18 protein-coding genes and 1 pseudogene are annotated in these 19,123 nt (G+C 48.0%); 7 read left to right on the forward strand and 12 right to left on the reverse strand.

Features of this window, described 5'->3' with window-relative positions:
• Positions 1-146: 146 nt before the first annotated feature.
• The 5 genes from KXU80_RS10805 to KXU80_RS28425 all read right to left on the reverse strand — a co-directional run bounded on the left by KXU80_RS10805 (position 147) and on the right by KXU80_RS28425 (position 3,032).
• Positions 147-788: a DUF5694 domain-containing protein gene (locus tag KXU80_RS10805; RefSeq protein ID WP_219838181.1), complete on the reverse strand. Its 642-nt coding sequence runs from the start codon at positions 786-788 to the stop codon at positions 147-149.
• 121 nt (positions 789-909) lie between these two features.
• On the reverse strand, positions 910-1,440 hold the full coding sequence (locus tag KXU80_RS10810) for a phosphotransferase-like protein (RefSeq protein WP_219838182.1): 531 nt from the start codon (positions 1,438-1,440) through the stop codon (positions 910-912).
• A 289-nt stretch (positions 1,441-1,729) separates the two neighbouring features.
• Positions 1,730-1,966, reverse strand: a complete 237-nt coding sequence (locus tag KXU80_RS10815; protein ID WP_219838183.1) for a hypothetical protein — start codon at positions 1,964-1,966, stop codon at positions 1,730-1,732.
• A 266-nt stretch (positions 1,967-2,232) separates the two neighbouring features.
• Positions 2,233-2,646: a hypothetical protein gene (locus KXU80_RS10820; RefSeq protein WP_219838184.1), complete on the reverse strand. Its 414-nt coding sequence runs from the start codon at positions 2,644-2,646 to the stop codon at positions 2,233-2,235.
• Positions 2,647-2,768: 122 nt separating this feature from the next.
• The gene (locus KXU80_RS28425; protein WP_374987761.1) at positions 2,769-3,032 is read right to left on the reverse strand and encodes a carcinine hydrolase/isopenicillin-N N-acyltransferase family protein; all 264 of its coding nucleotides are present in this window, start codon (positions 3,030-3,032) and stop codon (positions 2,769-2,771) included.
• A gap of 300 nt (positions 3,033-3,332) precedes the next feature.
• Between KXU80_RS28425 and KXU80_RS10830 the strand changes: the two genes are divergently transcribed.
• Together KXU80_RS10830 and KXU80_RS10835 are read left to right on the forward strand one after the other, a co-directional pair.
• Positions 3,333-3,629: a DUF5316 domain-containing protein gene (locus tag KXU80_RS10830; protein WP_219838186.1), complete on the forward strand. Its 297-nt coding sequence runs from the start codon at positions 3,333-3,335 to the stop codon at positions 3,627-3,629.
• Positions 3,630-3,641: 12 nt separating this feature from the next.
• Positions 3,642-3,725, forward strand: a pseudogene (locus KXU80_RS10835) (helix-turn-helix domain-containing protein); the annotation flags it as partial.
• 82 nt (positions 3,726-3,807) lie between these two features.
• Here KXU80_RS10835 and KXU80_RS10840 read toward each other — a convergent pair.
• The 3 genes from KXU80_RS10840 to msrA form a co-directional block, all read right to left on the reverse strand.
• Positions 3,808-5,502, reverse strand: coding sequence for a M3 family oligoendopeptidase (locus KXU80_RS10840; RefSeq protein ID WP_219838187.1), 1,695 nt, complete (start codon positions 5,500-5,502; stop codon positions 3,808-3,810).
• A 343-nt stretch (positions 5,503-5,845) separates the two neighbouring features.
• Positions 5,846-6,793 carry a copper amine oxidase N-terminal domain-containing protein gene (locus KXU80_RS10845; protein WP_219838188.1) on the reverse strand — a complete coding sequence of 316 codons (948 nt, stop codon included), beginning with the start codon at positions 6,791-6,793 and terminating at the stop codon, positions 5,846-5,848.
• 434 nt (positions 6,794-7,227) lie between these two features.
• Positions 7,228-7,734 (reverse strand): peptide-methionine (S)-S-oxide reductase MsrA, encoded by a 507-nt coding sequence (msrA, locus tag KXU80_RS10850; RefSeq protein ID WP_219838189.1) that lies wholly within the window; start codon positions 7,732-7,734, stop codon positions 7,228-7,230.
• Positions 7,735-7,900: 166 nt separating this feature from the next.
• Between msrA and KXU80_RS10855 the strand changes: the two genes are divergently transcribed.
• The 5 genes from KXU80_RS10855 to KXU80_RS10875 all read left to right on the forward strand — a co-directional run bounded on the left by KXU80_RS10855 (position 7,901) and on the right by KXU80_RS10875 (position 13,600).
• Complete coding sequence (locus tag KXU80_RS10855; RefSeq protein ID WP_219838190.1) at positions 7,901-9,559, forward strand: peptide ABC transporter substrate-binding protein; 1,659 nt, start codon at positions 7,901-7,903, stop codon at positions 9,557-9,559.
• Positions 9,560-9,658: 99 nt separating this feature from the next.
• On the forward strand, positions 9,659-10,597 hold the full coding sequence (locus KXU80_RS10860; RefSeq protein ID WP_219838191.1) for an ABC transporter permease: 939 nt from the start codon (positions 9,659-9,661) through the stop codon (positions 10,595-10,597).
• Positions 10,594-11,595 carry an oligopeptide ABC transporter permease gene (gene opp3C / locus KXU80_RS10865; RefSeq protein ID WP_258171350.1) on the forward strand — a complete coding sequence of 334 codons (1,002 nt, stop codon included), beginning with the start codon at positions 10,594-10,596 and terminating at the stop codon, positions 11,593-11,595. The genes KXU80_RS10860 and opp3C overlap by 4 nt, the downstream gene beginning before the upstream one ends.
• A gap of 8 nt (positions 11,596-11,603) precedes the next feature.
• The gene (locus tag KXU80_RS10870; RefSeq protein WP_219838192.1) at positions 11,604-12,662 is read left to right on the forward strand and encodes an ABC transporter ATP-binding protein; all 1,059 of its coding nucleotides are present in this window, start codon (positions 11,604-11,606) and stop codon (positions 12,660-12,662) included.
• Complete coding sequence (locus tag KXU80_RS10875; RefSeq protein WP_219838193.1) at positions 12,659-13,600, forward strand: ABC transporter ATP-binding protein; 942 nt, start codon at positions 12,659-12,661, stop codon at positions 13,598-13,600. The genes KXU80_RS10870 and KXU80_RS10875 overlap by 4 nt, the downstream gene beginning before the upstream one ends.
• A 129-nt stretch (positions 13,601-13,729) precedes the next feature.
• Here the strand turns inward: KXU80_RS10875 and KXU80_RS10880 are convergent, their stop codons facing one another.
• From KXU80_RS10880 to mmsB, 4 genes are all read right to left on the reverse strand, one after another.
• Positions 13,730-14,926 (reverse strand): response regulator, encoded by a 1,197-nt coding sequence (locus KXU80_RS10880; RefSeq protein WP_219838194.1) that lies wholly within the window; start codon positions 14,924-14,926, stop codon positions 13,730-13,732.
• Positions 14,892-16,769 (reverse strand): cache domain-containing sensor histidine kinase, encoded by a 1,878-nt coding sequence (locus tag KXU80_RS10885; RefSeq protein ID WP_308858237.1) that lies wholly within the window; start codon positions 16,767-16,769, stop codon positions 14,892-14,894. The genes KXU80_RS10880 and KXU80_RS10885 overlap by 35 nt, the downstream gene beginning before the upstream one ends.
• A 46-nt stretch (positions 16,770-16,815) precedes the next feature.
• Complete coding sequence (locus KXU80_RS10890; RefSeq protein WP_219838196.1) at positions 16,816-17,829, reverse strand: substrate-binding domain-containing protein; 1,014 nt, start codon at positions 17,827-17,829, stop codon at positions 16,816-16,818.
• Between the two features lie 125 nt (positions 17,830-17,954).
• Positions 17,955-19,118 carry a multiple monosaccharide ABC transporter permease gene (gene mmsB, locus KXU80_RS10895; RefSeq protein WP_219838197.1) on the reverse strand — a complete coding sequence of 388 codons (1,164 nt, stop codon included), beginning with the start codon at positions 19,116-19,118 and terminating at the stop codon, positions 17,955-17,957.
• Positions 19,119-19,123 lie beyond the last annotated feature (5 nt).

A 19,123-nucleotide genomic window follows, 5' to 3' on the forward strand; every position in this document is an offset into this window, starting at 1 on the left:
CCTCCCCACTATAATAAATAAGTTGCCGATTTCCAAAAAGTGAAACTTATTCAAATTTGATTTCATATTAATCTCTGCCTATACTTCCCCTTCCCCGACATAATGAAGGCTGCCGGAACCCTGTTCTCGGCAGCCTTCAGACGTATTTATTTCCTCAATGGATAGACAAGTTCAATATTCTTCTCTGCGCTTAACCCTTCATGCAACACATGATTATGGTCTGCGCCTACAATAATCAATACTCGTTTTCCATTGTGTTCCTTCATGGCGTTTTTGATGCGCTGAATCATAATAAGGTGTCTGCATACCCATCTAAATACATGCGCTTGAGGATTAATTCGTTCTAACCATTCGTACTTCTGTTTCGTGACAGCGTCAAATTCGACGGAATTAAACGGGATTACACTTGTACGGCATGTGTCCAGCTGCCTTTGAAACCACTGTTCTAGCTCCATATTGAGCGCGTGTCTCTGCTGATCGTCGTACGGATGAAAAGGATCAAAATCCAGCCAAACATCAAGCTCTACCCAGTCAATGGGTACGAAATGATAGTTCATTTCTTCACACAGAGGAAAAATCAAATTCCAATATTCACTTGCAGGCTCGCCCCAATAGCCTCGTTCTTCGGGATCCGTTTTATACTTATCCCAGCTGCTAGGGAGCACTTCGCCGCATATCACTTCTGGTTGAAATTCGATAATTAATTCTTTTATGACTTCCAACGTCAAATGATGCTGTTGTCTTAAATTGTTGTCATGAACAACGCCTAGAATGCCTGCAGTTGTCACCCTAATCCTCCCCAACAGATACTATAGTTTTCTTGCATTGACAATAAAAGTTATTGGAAGCTTCTTTGCTTTTTTTGCAAAATCGCCACAGGTTGATAATCTACGACCTCAACTCGTCAATTTATTTAACTTGTAATGCATTCAATATTTTTGATACGCATTCTTCCGTTGAATTTTCGTATGTATTGACCTCAACGCCGTATATGATGCTCTTATGCACAATATTTAATTGTTCCTTTGCTATACCGATATTCCTGTCACCACGGATGCGTTCACGTCTTTCCAATTCTTCGAGCGGACAATGTACACCGACATACAATACATCTTCATCCTTGAACTGCTCTAAAAAATCCTCAGTATCGCTTTCCGAATCCAAAACAGTATCAATAATTATATTAAAAGAATATTCAGAGATAACTTTTGTCAGTCTGTGCAATATAAATGTTGTAAAATGCAGGTCATAATTTTGTTTGTTTATAATGGCCCATGTCGATGGTTCTTTTTTATTGTTACGCATTTTTGATATTAAATAGCCTAGATCGTCAAATCCCAATACAAAATAATTTGGTAATTTTTCCGATAACATTTTTGCTATTGTAGATTTACCCGAACTTGAGACACCGTTTAACAATATAACTTTACCTTTAATCATTTCTATCTCCTACTTTCTTTCATAAGATGTTTATTAACTTCCTTAACACCTATACCTTCGATGTGCGCGCATTCTTCAAGTTCACTATAGTTGTAAGTTAGTGGATCCAAACATTCAAATCTGGGGTAATAACTTCTTTAACTTCTCGACAAAAGACTCCCAGTTCCCTGAATTCGAAAATCCAATTCCCCATTCTACATCTCGTAATGCCTCTCTTAATTGAATAAATTTATCGATTTTGCTTTGATCTAATTTATTTAGCGGTTCGATCCTATCATCATGTGGATAATCAATTAGGCTGTGATAGAGACTTCACATAGGAAGGCTGCGACCATTGAGCTTCAATCTGATTAGCTATCGCCCCGTCTAATTGGGCAAGATCCCACTGGATTTGAGAAAGTGTCAGCCTATGCTTTACAGTATCCACTTTTTCTTTTAACTTGAAGTTTTCATTGACAACCCATACGGAAAAGACGATCAATAGTGAAATGACGAACAACATTTTATTTCTACTTGCTTTCTGCATACAGTAACCCCCAGTCTCTACCCTTTTCCATTCGCTTCCAATGATACTGAACACATGTAAACCCGTAAATACCTTTTGCAATAAAACTCTGCTGCCTATTAGCTTAACGCTCTCCGCCAGTCTTCAACTCTTTCATTTACGAAGGCTCACATTTTGGCGTTGTATCACGTCGCGCCTATCATATATACGCAACGATAGCTTGAAAATAAAATCAAAAAAGACAGCAAGCCCCTTAGGACCGCTGCCTTATACCTATTGCCTTCTTCTTAATCTTGCTTGATTTTCCGATAGAGCTTGTTGTCCCAACCTTCCTTGCTCGCCGCATAGTCATACGCAATCCAAATATCCATCGTACCCCGTGAACGGTTATTCCAATACGGATACGGAATAGCTGTAAGCGGAAGTCCTGCTGCATCTTCCGTTCGGATGATCACGGCGCCATCGAAGAAAGCAGGATCGTACTGCGTCTCGAATACAGGCACTTGAGGGAGCTTACGGTTCAGGCGCACTTGTTTATCCAACGCTTCGCGCGCATAATGGACGACGCCTTCGTCATAACGCTCGTTATCCATAGACTCCAGGCAGTACAGCATCGGTCCCCGCCTGATCGCAGCCCGGTTCGCGTGGGTTGTAACGCTCGGATGCGTCCCGATCAGATCGACGGACAGCTTACATGACAATTAATTGATATGCGGTTCTGGATCGCACTTGGGCGAAGGATTAACGGTTACTTGGAAACCTGCGCGGCCGTAGGCTTAGGTTTTTTCAGCTGGAACCTGTTCCTAGCGACGGGGGAGAGCCGTTACATCGATAAACTGAGACGATTCTGTACAAAATCGTACTGGGATTCCGGTCTCTCTCGTTGATGATTCGTGCAGCAGATAAGTCCGTGCTCCACGGTCACTCCTTCCGGCGAGGCATACACGACGGCGTAATGTCCCTCGAGGTCTAGAAGAGAGATATTCTGAGCAAGGCGATGCGGTATGGAGCGGAGCCGCCTCACGGCTTCCGAAACTGTGGTCGAAGTCGCCACGGAGAGATCCGTACGTTGGAAAGGTTTGACCATCTATTTCAAATGGCGGGAAACATATCTCCGGCGGACTTCTTGCAAGAACCTTTGTTTAACAGGCAGTATTCAGATTCATTCGGTACGCTGTACACGGTCGAGATCGATCCCGTATCCAAGTCCGTTCGTTATCATTGGCCGGAAGGCCGACAGTTAACAGTCACGTCCGAATCGCCTGAGGCGGAACTGATCATACCGTTATCTAGTGAAAATACAGTGTTTTAGACAAATGAAACCCAATTCCTTACATTCCGTACAAGTAATAAATTATTGGGAGCCCTTAATGGAGGTCTGCAAATCTTGAAATTAGCTAAATACTCATTCCTATCCGGTGTCTTGCTTTCATTCATTCTATTCGTTCTGAAGTTCTTTACAAATCATGATGTCATTCAACGAGTATCTGGTTACATTGGTTTGGCCCTAATCGTTTTCACAGTAATTACAAGTGGAGCGATGATATCTGGGGACCGTCAAAGAGCTAATGACCGCATTGAGGATCGGAACGATAAAAAACAGAGGGAAAATACGGCTATGGCTTGTTTTCTTGCAGCAATTCCGATTTTACTTCTTTGGGGCTATCTAAAATATTACTTTTGAACTCTGTTGTAATATTCTACCTTGGAAGCGATCTGCAAGGCACTGGATTGCCAGCCAGGCGATATCTTGGCTTACACGCCGGACGAAGACGCATAGTAAACAATGATAGTGTAGCCGCCATACAAAAGGCATGAGTCGATAAGATACCAAACTCATGCCCTTCAGGCTGCCTAACTATTTACAGTGCTTTATCGTCGATACCGTTCAGCCAGCCTTCGATGTTTCCAATGACGGAGCCAATGCAGCCATCCTCGAACGGCGAGATGAGTCCGGCAAGCTCGACCAGCTTAAGGAAAGATTGGCTTCCACCCGCCTTGCACAGTCGCAAATAATCGCTCCATGCGGATTGGAAATCTTCATTCGAACGTTTCCAGAACTGGAAAGCACAGATTTGGGCTAACGTATAGTCGATGTAATAGAAAGGCGACCGGAAGATATGGGACTGCTTTTGCCAGAATCCGCCCTGTTCCAAGTACGAGTTGCCGTCATAGCTGCGGTGAGGCAAATATTTTTTCTCAATCTCCCGCCATGCTCCCTTGCGCTCTGCAGGAGTCGCCTCCGGGTGATCATAGACGTAGTGCTGGAATTCATCGACCGCGACGCCGTAAGGAATAAACAACAGGCTGTCCGCCAAATGATTGAACCGGTACTTCGCGGTATCCTCCTGGAAGAACAGCTCCATCCATGGCCAGCAAATAAACTCCATGCTCATCGAATGAATCTCGCATGCTTCGTAGGTAGGGAAGGCATATTCCGGCACATCCAGATTACGGCTCTGGAATACCTGGAAGGCATGGCCCACTTCATGGGTCAACACATCAATATCGCCAGATGTACCATTGAAATTCGAGAAAATAAACGGCGCTTTGTAATCGCTGATAAAGGTGCAGTAGCCCCCGCCTTCCTTGCCTTTCTTGCTGACCAGGTCCATGAGGCCGTTATCCTGCATAAAGGTGAAGAATTCATCCGATTCGGGTGAGAGCTCCTTGTACATCTTCGCTCCGTTCGCGACAATCCAATCGGGATCGCCTTTAGGCGTCGCGTTGCCGGTTTCGAAGCTAAAGTTTTCATCGTAATAGTTTAACTGATCCAGACCCAGCCTATCGGCTTGTCTTTTCTTCAGCTTCTGAGCGGCAGGGACGATATGCTCCAGTACTTGTTTGCGGAAGTTGGCCACCATTTCGGCGTTGTAGTCCGTCCGCATCATGCGGTCATAACCAAGTTCAACAAAGCTGCTGTAGCCCAGCTTCTTCGCAATGCGGACGCGAACCTTGACGAGATCGTCATAAATCCGGTCGAAGGCAGACTCATGCTCGGACATAAAGCCATATCTGGCTTCCGAGGCGCGCTTGCGCATCGTACGGTCCGTTGACAGCTCGAATGGCGTCAGCTGCGGCAGGGTGCGGTCTTCGCCTTCGAATTGGATTTTGGCGGAAGCAATCAGCTGCGAATATTCCGTGGACAGCTTATTCTCCAGTTGTAAATCTTCGATGATGTCCGGGTTAAACGTGCGAAGCGAGATTTCAGCAAGCTGCAGCAGCTGCGCGCCCCATTCCTTCTCGAACTCGGCTCTGAATTTGGAATGGACAAGCGCTTTGTAATACTCCGTTGTGTATTCCTGCACGACAGGCCCGGTCTCGTCCATGAAATCCTGTTCGGCTTTATAGAACGCATCGGTCGTATCGACGGAATGCCGGATGCTGACCAAAGTTTGCATCGTATCAAATTCGCTGCGAAGCTTATTCATGGCGATAACGGCAGCTCGCTGCTCTTTCCATGCAGCGGTGTCATTTAATTGCCCAAGCAGAGCTGTGAATGCCTGTTTATATTGGTCCACATCTGGTCGTTCGTAGCGATATTCGTTAAACTTCATTATGGATCAGCATCCTTTCTTGTACATCTACCCCTATTATACTGGCTGGAAAAGATTATGTAAGCTTCGAGACATATAAAAATAACTTAGATATAACGACTACAAAAGGTTGGTTTTTCTAGATTCATTCATAAACCCTTTCAACCAATCCTCAGAAAAATCAAGTGCACCGAAATCACTATGGATAAAAGACACATCCAGACTCATGTTTAGTCGCAATCGAGCTACCTTCGCTTAACGCATGCTCAAACTCATGTAGAAATGGCGTTGAGTTGTTGTTCTCACCAATGTAGTTGATTATGCGTTTCAGGGTTTTTCCCTATTTTTTATCATATTCTTATACCTAGTCCAGCCGAGTCTCATGTGGCAGTGTGAGAGAGACCGTTCCATCTGAATTCGTCACTTCTCCGCCTACTTTGTGAATGTAGCCGAGCGTTGTAACTTGGCCGTTCGCATCAATGCTGCCACTGCTTTCATCAGAACTATCTCCAGAAGAACCATTGCTATAGAAAATAAAATCCGAGCCGATTGTGGGCTTGGGTCCTGTCTCATCAAACAGCGTACTAGCTGCGAACTTCATGACCCCATCTCCACCCGCATAGATATCCATGTGCGCCTGCCAAATAGCCACGAGATAATCATCCCTCAGTTCAAAAAGCGATACAGTCTCATCGCTGTCAATCATGTAGAAGCGCAAAGCTTTCCCTTCCGGGAAGATAAACGTTCTGCTATAGTTTTCGATAGCATGCGTCGTCTGCAATGGTTTATGGGCATAGAACACTTGATTCCAAACCATGTTCATTACCATCTTTCGGGCACTCAATAGGTCGCCTTTGTCAAGTATGCTGCGCTGCGAATCATTCAGTGGCGAGGCGATTGAGACAACGCCTTTTCCCATAGCGACTTTATATCCAAAGACTTCTGACAGTAATCGTAATGGAACATAGACCTTGCCATTAAACAGCCTTAATGTTGTCTCTAACGGAAGTGTATACTCATTTAACCCGTCCGTGATAAGAACTTCTTTTTGTCCGAGCATTAATTTAACCGATTTCGTATATTTACTGATCGAAGCAGTTTGCTGTTTGGCATCCCAGACTACCGTTACCCCTAACGCTTCTGCAACGACTCGGAGAGGTACAAGCGCACGCCCCTTCTCAATAATAGGTGCAGCAGTCGACTGGATATCTTTTCCCTTCACATGAATTGCAATCGGTTTCGCCGCGTAAGCATTCGAATTAAACGTTAACAGCGCTGCTGTACAAACTATCAGCCAGATTCGTTTCTTCATCCTTCCTCCTCCTTATACATGAGTTGAAATACGCCAAAGAAGCTCTCCTCGACACCGTCGTTCAACGTGCACTCTTATCCGTCGTACGCCAAAGCGCTTAAATAAGTATAAAGTGAATGAAATTATAGCTGCCCAGAAACCTATTCCAGAGATACCGGCGTAAATGAACATAGGTACAGGACTAGGATCGCCATAAAAATGATTATGATCTGCAATTTCATTAAAATAGTAGAGTCCAGCAAGGATTGCGCCGCCTAACCAGACAGAATATCAACGATTTCTTCAGTGCATTCCCTCCTTATACTGCGTATTAGACCAAAACCTACCAATAATAATACCAGATGTCGGAACTATGCTGCACATAAACCCAAAAAGGCCAACCAGAAACCTCTGGTTGACCTGATCATAATTCGAAATCGCTCCGGTGAGGCCAGTTACTTCTTCTCATCATCCTTGATCAGACTGAAGTCAACGTGGCAGTGAGCGCTTGGGTTGTTGGCAAGATACGCTTGATGTTTCTCATCCGCAACTTGAAAATGGTGAAGGTTTCTAGCTTGCAGATAGATCGGCTGCTTATAATGGACCGATTTTTCGGCAATCGTATTTTCAATCAACAATTTATCGGAAGAATTGTCATAGAATACCCCTGTTCGATAATGAGCACCTTGATCCGGACCCTGCTTATCGTAAGAAGTAGGATCTACGATCCGAAAGAGATGGTCAATAATGTGTTCAAGCGAAATGACAGCAGGATCGTAGGTTAGCTTAACCGCTTCAATCATGTTATCAATGTCGTTCGGATCCACAGTCTCATCATCGTTTGCAAGACCAACCTCAGTATCCACGATTCCTTTCAACCGACGATAATATTCCTCTACGCCCCAGAAACAACCGCCTGCAACCGTAGCTGTCTTCCATTCTCCGTTATTTGCTGCCATCATTCTGCCTCCTTCGCTATTCTATGCTCGCATTATATCATAAAAAAAAATAATACTAGACATTTTACTCATTAATCTTATAGGATTAATTTACACTGAATATTATATAATTTACACCTATAATATTTATGTGTATACTAATTTTCAGCATTTCATAAGGAGATCACACATGAATAATAAAGTCAAGTTTATGGGTCTTGCATTGTCGTCATTGCTTCTGTTTACAGCCTGCGATTCTACCAAAAACGCTAACGATCCGCAAAGCAACGAGGCTTCCGAAGGTCATAAAAATGTAGTGACATTCGCGAAAGACGTGGACATTATCAGCTTGGACACCAGTCGCGCTTCGGATGGCTTTTCGCTGGAAATGATTGAAACGTTTACAGATGGACTCGTTGACTACGACAAAAGCGGAAATATCGTTCCGAGAATTGCAACCGATTGGAAAAAGAACGACAAAGGCACCGTATATACGTTTAATTTAAGAAAAGACGCTAAATGGTCGAATGGCGATCCTGTCACCGCAAAGGATTTCGTCTATGCCTGGCGCAGAGCCGTTGATCCTGCAACAGCAAGCGAGTATGCGGGAAGCGTCGTCGATTCAGGAATTAAGAACGCAGCTGCGGTTAACGCTGGCAAACTGCCATTAGAACAACTGGGCGTTAAAGCGCTCGACGATTACACATTGGAAGTTACGCTTGAAACGGCAGTGCCATTTTTTATCAAGTTTTTGCCGATTCCTATTTTCAATCCTTTAAACGAGAAGTTCGTGACCGCACAAAGCGATAAATACGCGGAGACTCCGCAAAACTTATTGTCGAACGGACCTTTTATCTTCTCCGAATGGAATAAGCTCAATAGTTGGAAAATCGTGAAAAACCCTAATTATTATGATGCAAAAGATATCAAGGTCGATGAAATCGATTTTGTTAAGCGTCAGGACTATTCGGTAGCAGCCTTGGAATTTGAAAAAGGCGATCTGGATGCAACCAAAATCTCATCGGAGCTTGTTTCCAGATATGCCACGAATAAAGCGTATACCAATGTTCTATCCGGCTATGTTTGGTATCTCTCGCCAAACAATCAATTCGAATCGCTCAAGAATAAAAATCTAAGGCTGGCATTAGGCTACGCCATCGATCGCGAGCATATTGCAAACGATATCTTGAAAGACGGCTCCGTTGCGGCAGACTACATCGTTCCAAAAGGGTTGGCTACGGATGCAGACGGGAAAGACTTCCGTGATACTTCGCCAAGGTTCCAAACCTATAATGTCGACAAAGCGAAAGAATATTTAGCACTGGCTAAAAAAGAACTCGGCGTCGATCAAATCTCGCTGCAATTGCTGATTGAAGATTCGAACGAAGTGAAACGGACCGCAGAATCCATTCAAGCAGACCTGCAAGCTTTGGACGGCATTTCCATTGAACTGGTTACCGTTACGAAAGCTGAACGCCTGAAGCGCATGAAAGCCGGCGATTATCAGCTTGGATTGACAAGATGGGGCCCAAACTATGGCGATCCCTACGATTATCTCGGTACCTTGTTCCAGTCGAAATCCAGCTTCAATTATCCAAAATACAACAGCCCGGCCTATGACGAAATCGTGAAGAAAACAGCTCCCGGAGGCGCGTTCACGAACGATGAAGCTGGTCGTTGGAGCTCGTTCAAAGAAGCGGAGAAGCTGCTTCTTGGTGACGACGGCGGTGCATTGCCGGTTTATCAAGCAGGAGAAGCGCTTCTCATTAATCCGAAAGTCAAAGGCGTGGAATACTTTGTAGTTGGAGGACTCATCTCCTATCGAAATATTTCAATTCAAAATAATTAGCAACGCCGTCCAAACATCATTAGAAATCGACAGATTCCAATTGCATAGTAAGAGACAAAAGAGCGCTATGCGCTCTTTTGTCTACCAAGGGGTATGATCATGACAACGTATATTTTCAAGCGAATATTTTGGGCGATCGTCACATTAGTGGTCATTTTATTTGTTCTTTTCCTGCTCCTGGAGTTTTTACCGGGGTCGCCGTTTAATGATGAACGATTATCGGTTGACCAAATTGCGATATTGCGCGAGCACTATGGATTAAATAAGCCTTTCTTTGAAAAGGCTGCCATATTTTTCGTCAACGCCTTAAAGGGCGATTTCGGCATTTCCTATTCGATTATCAAGAACCAGCCTGTTGCTGGGCTGGTATGGTCGGAACTCGGCGTATCCATGCGAATTGGCTTGCAGACCATGGTTATCGGTAGTTTTCTGGGGATGATTCTCGGCATCATTGGCGTAATCGCACACAATACGTGGAAGGATAACGCCGCTACGATCGTCTCCGTCATTGGCGTAAGCGTCCCTTCTTATGTGTTCGCTCTGCTGCTCAGCTACTTTGTCGGCTATCGATTAGGATGGACGGACATTAGTTATTCCATTGATAAACCGTACAGTTCCTCCATTCTTCCTACAATCGCCTTGTCGATGTTTGTCATTGCGCAAGTCGCGCGTTTTCTGCGATCGGAGCTCATCGAGGTACTGAACTCGGAATACATTCAGCTTGCTCGTGCCAAAGGCGTACGATCCAAACAGATTATCTTTAAACATGGACTACGAAATGCGCTCATCTCTGTCATTACGATTGCCGGGCCGCTGCTCGTTAACCTTATGACGGGATCGCTCGTTATTGAGAAAGTGTACGGCATTCCGGGCATCGGGAGTCTATTGGTTAATGCCATTCAAGTCAAGGATTATAACGTCATTGTCATGATCGCTTTCGTGTACAGCGCATTGTATATTGCCATGAACTTAATCGTTGATATTTTATATGGCGTCATCAACCCGAAGATCCGCGTTGCAAAAGGAGGTTCATCTTGATTACTGGAACGAATCTATTCAAATTAGCTAAACGTCGTAAACAGCTCGAACAAGACATCGCGCAGATTGAGGCGCGCAGCTTTTCCAAAGATGCTTTTGTGCGTTTTCGCAAGAACAAAGGCGCGGTTTTTGGCGTTGTTGTCATTGCCATTATCTTTGTGCTGGCCCTGATCGGTCCCCTTCTCAGCGGCAGAGCGTATGATCATGTCGAGAAGCGTCAATTGAATCTGCCTCCGAGAGCGCCGGTATTGGAAAACATCGGTATTTTCGATGGGAAGATAAGCGGGACCAATATGTATGATACGCCGGCCTTGGAGAACGTCTACTATTGGTTCGGCAGCGATAGCTTAGGCCGCGATTTGTGGACCCGGGTTTGGAAAGGAACCCAGATCTCGTTTTTGATCGCTGTCATCGCAGTAGCGGTCGACGTGTTGATCGGCATTTCGTTCGGTCTTATCTCGGGTTATTTTGGCGGAAAAATGGATATGGTCATGCAGCGATTTGTGGAGATTATCAACGGCATCCCTAATTTGGTTGTCGTCATCATCTTTGCGATTATTTTAAAACCGGGGATCGTCACCATCATACTCGCGATAATGATAACGGGCTGGATCGGAATGAGCAGCGTGGTCCGTTCACAAGTAATGGCACTTAAAGAGCAAGAGTTCGTGCTGGCTGCAAAAACATTAGGCGCTTCCCATTTCAAGATTATCGTCAAGGAATTACTGCCGAATATTGCTGGGCAAATTCTAGTGATGTCGATGTTCTCGATCCCGAGCGCGATCTTTTACGAATCCTTCCTAGCGTTTGTCGGTTTAGGACTTCAACCGCCCCAAGCCTCGCTTGGCGTTCTGATCAGTACAGGATACCAGAGCCTGTTGACCCAGCCCTATCTTATCGTTTCTCCTGTCATCGTACTTTCGCTGTTGATGCTTAGCTTCAACTTGATTTCCGATGGGCTTCGCGACGCTTTAGATACAAAAATGAAACATATTTAGGTGATGATATGGATAACAACAACGTACTGGAAGTGCAGAACTTAACGATTACATTTAACATGCAGCAAGGGTATAACCATGTTATTCGCGACGTCTCCTTTCATTTAAAGCGCGGGGAAACGCTTGCGATCGTAGGGGAAAGCGGCAGCGGGAAGTCGGTAACAACCAAATCCATCCTGGGGCTCGCTGGCAAAAATGCGATAATCGAGGGCAGCATTCTCTTCAATCAGGATGGAAGAATCGTTGACTTAACCAAACTGAGCGATAAGGAATTTGAGACATCGATTCGCGGGAGTAAAGTTGCGATTATTTTCCAAGACCCGATGACAAGTCTCAATCCGACAATGACGGTGGGCAAGCAAATCATGGAGAGCATGTTGATTCACCGCGTCGTGTCGAACAAGAAAGATGCCCTTGCCCAGACCCTGAAATTGTTAGCGCTTGTCGGCATCGACAATCCCACGAAACGCATCAAACAATACCCCCATCAATTATCCGGCGGGATGAGGCAGCGGATCGTGATTGCAATTGCACTCGCATGCGAACCGGATGTATTGATTGCGGATGAACCGACGACTGCGCTGGATGTCACGATTCAGGCTCAAATCATTGATTTGATTAAAGACATTCAGCAGCGCACCGGGGTAGCCATCATTTTCATCACGCATGATTTGGGCGTTGTCGCTAATGTTGCCGATCGCGTTGCGGTTATGTATGCAGGACAAATTGTAGAAGAAGGCCATGTCAATGAAATCTTCTATAACCCCCAGCATCCCTATACGTGGGGCCTGCTCTCATCGCTTCCTACGCTAACGGACGACCTTGACGAAGCGCTATATTCGATACCAGGGGCACCGCCGATTCTTATGGAGCCGCCCCCTGGCGATGCATTTGCCTACCGAAGCGACTACGCACTGGAGATTGATTTCGTAGAAGAGCCTCCCTACTTTCAAGTGACACCGACGCACCGCGTCAAAAGTTGGCTGTTAGATGAACGCGCCCCTAGAGTAGAACGACCGGAAATCCTCGCGAAAAGGCTAGCATTATTAAAGGGGATGGAGAAATGAGCCGTAAGGTAATACTATCCGTTAAAGATTTACATCAGCATTTTCGAGTGGATCGGAAAACGACCGTGCGCGCCGTAAACGGTGTGTCTTTTGAAATTTATGAGGGCGAAACCTTCAGTATTGTCGGTGAAAGCGGAAGCGGCAAAAGCACGCTCGGGCGTGCATTGATCCGCATCTATGACTATCAGCAGGGCGAAGTCACCTTTCTTGGCGAGAAGATATCCGGTCCGCTGAAAAAGGATAAAGAAAAATTCCTAAGAAGAAACATGCAGATGATCTTCCAGGATCCCATGGCCTCCTTGAATCCAAGGAAAACCATTTTGGATATCGTTGCATTCGGATTAGATGTAAATGGGCTGAGCCGGACGCCTGAGGAAAGAAAACAGCGCGTTATCGATGTTTTGGAAAGCGTTGGATTGTCCGGTTCCGTCATCAATCGTTATCCGCATCAATTCTCCGGCGGACAGCGGCAGCGAATCGGCATTTCAAGAGCCTTAGTCATGGAGCCTAAGTTTATCATTGCTGATGAAATTATTTCGGCTTTGGATGTATCTATTCAAGCGCAAGTCATTAATCTCATGAAAAAACTGCAGCAGCAATACAAGCTCACGTATATGTTCATTGCTCACGATTTATCCATGGTACGATCCATTTCGGACAGAGTAGCCGTTATGCACCTGGGTCATATTGTTGAGCTCGGGAATGTAAAGGATATCTATGAAAACCCGGTTCATCCTTACACGAGGTCATTGCTATCTTCCATTCCAACACACGATCCAATACGTGAAAAGACGAGAGTTCGCCAGCGTTATAATAAGCATGATATTAATTATGCCGATGCTGTGATTCATCAGGTTAGCGATACGCATCAGGTGCTTGCGTCAGAAAAACATTGGGAGCTTTGGAGAGAAAAACGTTATGACGGCTATTTAGTATAACTGAAAGCGAAGCTCGTATACGCAAGCGGTTCAACGCAAAAAGGTGCCCATCGAGGCACCTTTTTACGTTACTCCTGCTTCCCCTTATTTCGCCGAGTGAGCGATATTCCGCCAAATCCGCTAATGACCTCAATTAACCTTCTTCCTATACTGGTTCGGAGGCAGTCCAGTCGCTTTCTTAAACGCCGTACTGAAATAGTGCTGCGATTCATAGCCCGTCCGCTCCGCAATTTCGTGAATGGCGAGGTCCGTCTCGCTGAGCAGCCGGATGGCTTCTTTCATTCGCGTTTGTGTCAAATATCGAATAAACGCGGCACCCATTTCCTGTTTAAACAGCCGGCTTAAATACACGGCGGATACGTTCATCTCGCCCGCTACGCCTTCAAGCGACAAGCTCTGGTCGGCGTAGCGCTCGGCGATCACCTCTTTCGTCCGGCGGACGAACGGCGTGAGCCGCGTCTCCCGGTTCACGCACGCTTTCGCCTCGGCATAGCGCGATGCGATGCCCTCCCCGGTTTCCGAATCGTAGCTGGCCGCAATCGTGATCCGAAGATATCTTGCGACCGAGATCTCGATTTCCTTCAAGACGGCTTCTCTTGCGTCTCCCCAGATGAACAGCACGATCAGCCCGACCTCATCCCTGAAATGCACGAGCGGGAAGCCGCGCAGCAGCTCCTCTGCGATATTCTCGATCGCAAACAGAAGCAGCTGCCGGTCTTTCTCGTTGTAGAACGTCTTCCCTTTCGACTGCTCGGTCCAACGGATCACGCCCACAATGTCCGGCGGCTCGACGGGCATCTGCAGAAAGGAAAGCTGTCCCGTAATTTCTTCCTCCTCCAGCTCGCCCTTCAGCCACTCCAAACAGAAGCGCTCGCGCAGCAGATCGAAATTCTTCTCGATTTGCTTGGAAGCCATGTGCAGCAGATCGTCGTTGATCATCGTCGCTTCCAGCTTCTGGACGAGCTTACGCAGCAGTGCTTCCAGTGCTCCGGGGTTGACCGGCTTCAAGACGTAATCATCGACCTCAAGCTTAATCGCCTCCTGCGCATAGGCAAATTCATCATGCCCGGTAATGATCACGATTTTGCACTTGGGCAGCTGCTCGCGCAGGCGCTTGATCAAGGTCAGTCCGTTCATGATCGGCATGCTCAAATCCACCAAGATGAGATGCACGTGATGCGCGATTGCCAGCTCCAGCGCTTCTTCGCCGTCCTCGGCCTCCCCCGCGACCTCCAGATTCAGCGCCTCCCACGGAATCGAGCTGCGAATGCCTTCGCGAATGATCCGCTCGTCATCCGCTATGACTACTTTCCAAGTCCTTGCCATGCGCTGTCTCCTCCTTCCGCAATTGAATGGGATGTTTGATCGTTACGATCGTGCCGGCCTTCTCCTTGCTCTCCAACGTGATGCCATAGCTTTCGCCGAAGCTCAGCCTGATCCGTTCCTGCACGTTCCACAAGCCATAGCTTGCGCTTAAGCCGTTCAAGCGCCGACCGGCCTCCGTTGCTTCGGAGCTGCCTGCAGCGACCGCAGGCGCCGATACGGCCTCAAGCGTCGCGCGCAGCGCTTCCAGACGCTCTTCCTTCATGCCCGCGCCGTCATCCCGGACGGTCAAGTTCAGCATGCCGCCGGCTACGGACGCGCGAACCTCGACCAGCCCCGGCCCTCTTCGTTCCTTGATGCCGTGGTAGATCGCGTTCTCGACGATCGGCTGCAGAATGAGCTTGAGCACCGGCATGTCGCCGCAGTTCTCGTCCATATCAATCCTGTAATTCAACTTCTCCTTGTAGCGGGTTTGTTGAATTTTGAGATAGCTCCGAATATGTTCGATCTCGTCCGCAAGCGAGATAAATTCCTGTCCTTTGCTAAGGCCGAGACGAAACAGCTTGGACAGCGTCTCCACCATCTCCGTCGCTTCTTGCGCACCGTCCTTACGGGCGAGCCATTGAATCGTGTCGAGCGTATTGTACAGGAAGTGCGGCTGGATATGGGCCTGCAAGCTTCGCAGCTCCGCCTCCCTCTTCAGCTGCTGCTCCTCGCGGACCTGCGAGATGAGCCGCGTGATTTGCGACAGCATCTTGTTGAAGCTGCGACCCAGCACGCCCATCTCGTCCTCGCGTTCGACGGGAATTCGAATGGTCATATTGCCTTCCTCGACCTTGCGCATGAACGAGGTCAATTGTGAAATCGGCCGCGAGATCGAATGCGACAAATAATAAGAAGCGGCGATGCCAAGCATGCACACGATAGACACGAACGCGACCAAATACAAATTAATATCTTTGATTTCCTGAGCGCTGTCCGATACGGCGAATACGCCGACCGTCGTCCAGTTCGTAAAGGGAGACTTCTGATAGGTGAACTGCAAGCGCCTGCCGTTCACCGTCTGCGAGAACGTCCCGGACGACTGGCCGCTAAGCTGCTTCAGATCCGCCGATCCAAGATTCGCGTTGCGCGGCATGTAGATCCGTTCCCCTTCGTCGTTGACGACCATGAGGAAACCTGATTTGCCGAGTCTCACGTCGCGGACCGTTTCGGCAATAACCCGCAGCTTGAGATCGATCAAGACGACGCCTTCGGTACGCTGCGTGTCCGGATTCTGGATCGCCCGCACGACGGAGACGACCTCGCTCTCCTTGTAATTCGCGTGCGTCGTTACATTACGCCCGGCGGGATGTCCGATGATTTTGAATATACCCTTCGCTTGGACGGCTTCCTGGTACCAGCTTTCCTCCGTCAGGCTCTTGCCCGTCCTCGCATACATTTCATTACTGAAATAATCCCCGTTCGCTCGCACGACGATAATGCCGGCCACTTCCGAATACAGCGTCGTGAAGCTCTGCAGAAATTTGGACATGCGATACCGCTCGCCGTCATCGTCAATCGCGGATTCGCCCTCGCGCAGAAAGGACTGGATTTCGGGATCCATCGCAATAAAGTACGAGATATTCTGAATGTTGCCAGCGTAGGTATCCAGCGATTTGTTAACGCTGTCAATCAGCTGCGTCGTATGGCTGTTGACCTGCTTCTCGACGATGCCGTTCGCCGTCCAGCCCATTAGAAGACCGATGCCCATAGACGGAACGATGCTGATCAGCAGAAAATGAAAAATGAGCTTGTATCGAATCGACCAATTATTAAGCTGAAACCATCGCTGCAGCTGTTTCATGACCATCCTTCTTCACCTTCACCTTGGGGCCGGATATGCAGGCACGTTATTTGGCATAGTAGTGATCGACATCGGCTTTTGTAACGACCGTTACGCCCGTGTCCACGTAGACCGGTACGGGAGAAATATTCGACCCGCGCCAATTGGCCTTCGGCTCGACGATATCGTTGCGCAGATGGAAGAGCTGCATCAGCGACCAGTACCCCATGTTCCACGTACCTTGGGCGATCGTGGCCGCAATCGTGCCGCTCTTTACCATATCCAGCGTCCCTTTGTCCGTATCGAAGCTGATGACGCGCACCTGATTCAGCTTGGCCCCTCGAAGAATGGCATTGCCCGCTCCGACGCCTCCATTGGCTTCCGTCACGAAGATACCCTTGAGATCCGGATTACGCGCAAGCAGCTGGACGGCTTTCTGTTCAGACACCAATTGATCGCCCTTCCCGTCCTCGACTCCCGCCAGCTTCAAGTCCGGATATGAGGCACGGATCGTTTCCTCGAATCCTCGCGTGCGTTCCTGTAAATTCAATTGATTGGGATGCGTTATGATGCCGATTTTGCCGATTCCGCCCGTCAGCTCGGCCATCTTGTGCGCGGCGGTCACACCGGCCTTGTAATTATCGGTGCCGAGAAACGAATATGCCTTGCTGTCCGGCGCGTCCGAATCGAACATAACGACTGGAATGCCGGCATCTACCGCCTTGTTAATCGCCGCGTTAAGCGCTTCCGAATTAATCGCGCTGACGGCGATGCCAGCGGGATTCCGCGCGATGACTTGCTCGAGCACCATGACTTCTTCCTGCACGTCGTACTGCGTGGAACCGCGGTATTCGACCGATACGCCGAGCGCCTCCGCCGCATCCTCGAACCCTTTGAGCCCATTCTTCCAATAGTCGATCCCCGTCAAGAAATTGACCATGACATATTTCTGATCCATCGAGCCATGCAAGCCTTCCGATTCGTTCAACAATCCGCTGTCATCGCCCCGGACGAAAGCCATGTACAAGTAGACCATCAGCGTTCCAATCAGCACGATGTACACCATCAGCAGCTTCTTCAAGCCCGTACCCCCTATTAATCTCGCAGCCTCGTAAACTCGTTCCCATCAAACATAGCAAGTAGCGCGAAGGGACACAAGGGGTTGTGCCGCTCCGCGCTACAAGTTTTATGTGAATGGATATCGATTTACGCCGACTTGTTCTTGTTGTACAAGTCGAATGCCACGGCGAGAAGAAGCACTAGCCCCTTGATCCCCTGCTGGTAGTCAATCCCAAGTCCGATCAGCGACATCCCGTTGTTCATAACGCCCATGACAAGGCCCCCGACGATCGCCCCGATGACCGTGCCGACGCCGCCGGTCGCGGATGCCCCGCCAATGAATGCAGCCGCGATCGCGTCTAGCTCGAAATTGACGCCGGCCTTCGGCGTTGCCGCGTTCAATCTTGCTGCGAATACGAGACCGGCTAATGCCGCAAGCACGCCCATATTGACGAATACGAGGAACGTCATTTTCTTCGTCTTGACGCCGGATAGCCTAGCGGCTTTCTCGTTGCCTCCGAGCGCATATATATGGCGGCCCATGACCGTCTTGCGCATGATGAACGTATACAGCGCGACCAGTACGAAGAGCAAGACGAGGATGTTCGGCAGCCCTTTGTACGATGCGAGCACGTACGAAAGCAGGTTAATTACGACTGCAATCGCCGCCAGCTTCAGCACGAAGAACGATATGGGCACAACCTCTAGATTATACCGCTGCTGTACGATGCGCGAACGCCAATCCATCATGACAACGAGCACGGACAATACAACGCCGATGAGCAGCGTCAGCGCATGCATATTCCAATGTCCTGGGATATCCGGGAGGAATCCCGTACTGATTGAGCGGAAAGCATCGGGGAAAGGCGCGACCGACTTGCCGTTTAGGACCAGCATCGTCAGTCCGCGGAACAGCAGCATGCCTGCCAGCGTGACGATAAAAGACGGAATCCGCACGTAGGCGACCCAGAATCCCTGCCAAGCGCCGACGATCGCGCCGAACAGCAGCGACAGGACCATGGCCAGCACAAACGACATCCCGTGCTTAACCATCATGATCGAGGATACTGCGCCGACGAAGGCGGCAACTGATCCGACGGACAGATCGATATGGCCTGTAATAATGACGAGCAGCATGCCGATCGCGAGAATCAGAATGTAGCTGTTCTGCAAAATGAGGTTCGTAATGTTAAGCGGTTTCAACAAAATCCCATCCGAGAGGAATTGAAAGAGAAGCATGATCAAGACTAATGCAACGAACATGCCGTATTGCCGAAAATTGCTGCGGACTAATTTAACTGCCATTTCCATGCCAG

This window comes from Paenibacillus sp. R14(2021) (assembly GCF_019431355.1).
GTDB lineage: Bacteria > Bacillota > Bacilli > Paenibacillales > Paenibacillaceae > Paenibacillus_Z.

Bases quoted from the DNA above. Each gene is read 5' to 3' on its own strand.
- KXU80_RS10810 (WP_219838182.1), bottom strand. From the start codon at position 1,440: ATGATTAAAGGTAAAGTTATATTGTTAAACGGTGTCTCAAGTTCGGGT.
- KXU80_RS10815 (WP_219838183.1), bottom strand. From the start codon at position 1,966: ATGCAGAAAGCAAGTAGAAATAAAATGTTGTTCGTCATTTCACTATTG.
- KXU80_RS28425 (WP_374987761.1), bottom strand. From the start codon at position 3,032: ATGGTCAAACCTTTCCAACGTACGGATCTCTCCGTGGCGACTTCGACC.
- KXU80_RS10840 (WP_219838187.1), bottom strand. From the start codon at position 5,502: ATGAAGTTTAACGAATATCGCTACGAACGACCAGATGTGGACCAATAT.
- KXU80_RS10845 (WP_219838188.1), bottom strand. From the start codon at position 6,793: ATGAAGAAACGAATCTGGCTGATAGTTTGTACAGCAGCGCTGTTAACG.
- msrA (WP_219838189.1), bottom strand. From the start codon at position 7,734: ATGATGGCAGCAAATAACGGAGAATGGAAGACAGCTACGGTTGCAGGC.
- KXU80_RS10855 (WP_219838190.1), top strand. From the start codon at position 7,901: ATGAATAATAAAGTCAAGTTTATGGGTCTTGCATTGTCGTCATTGCTT.
- KXU80_RS10860 (WP_219838191.1), top strand. From the start codon at position 9,659: ATGACAACGTATATTTTCAAGCGAATATTTTGGGCGATCGTCACATTA.
- KXU80_RS10870 (WP_219838192.1), top strand. From the start codon at position 11,604: ATGGATAACAACAACGTACTGGAAGTGCAGAACTTAACGATTACATTT.
- KXU80_RS10875 (WP_219838193.1), top strand. From the start codon at position 12,659: ATGAGCCGTAAGGTAATACTATCCGTTAAAGATTTACATCAGCATTTT.
- KXU80_RS10880 (WP_219838194.1), bottom strand. From the start codon at position 14,926: ATGGCAAGGACTTGGAAAGTAGTCATAGCGGATGACGAGCGGATCATT.
- KXU80_RS10885 (WP_308858237.1), bottom strand. From the start codon at position 16,769: ATGAAACAGCTGCAGCGATGGTTTCAGCTTAATAATTGGTCGATTCGA.
- mmsB (WP_219838197.1), bottom strand. From the start codon at position 19,118: ATGGAAATGGCAGTTAAATTAGTCCGCAGCAATTTTCGGCAATACGGC.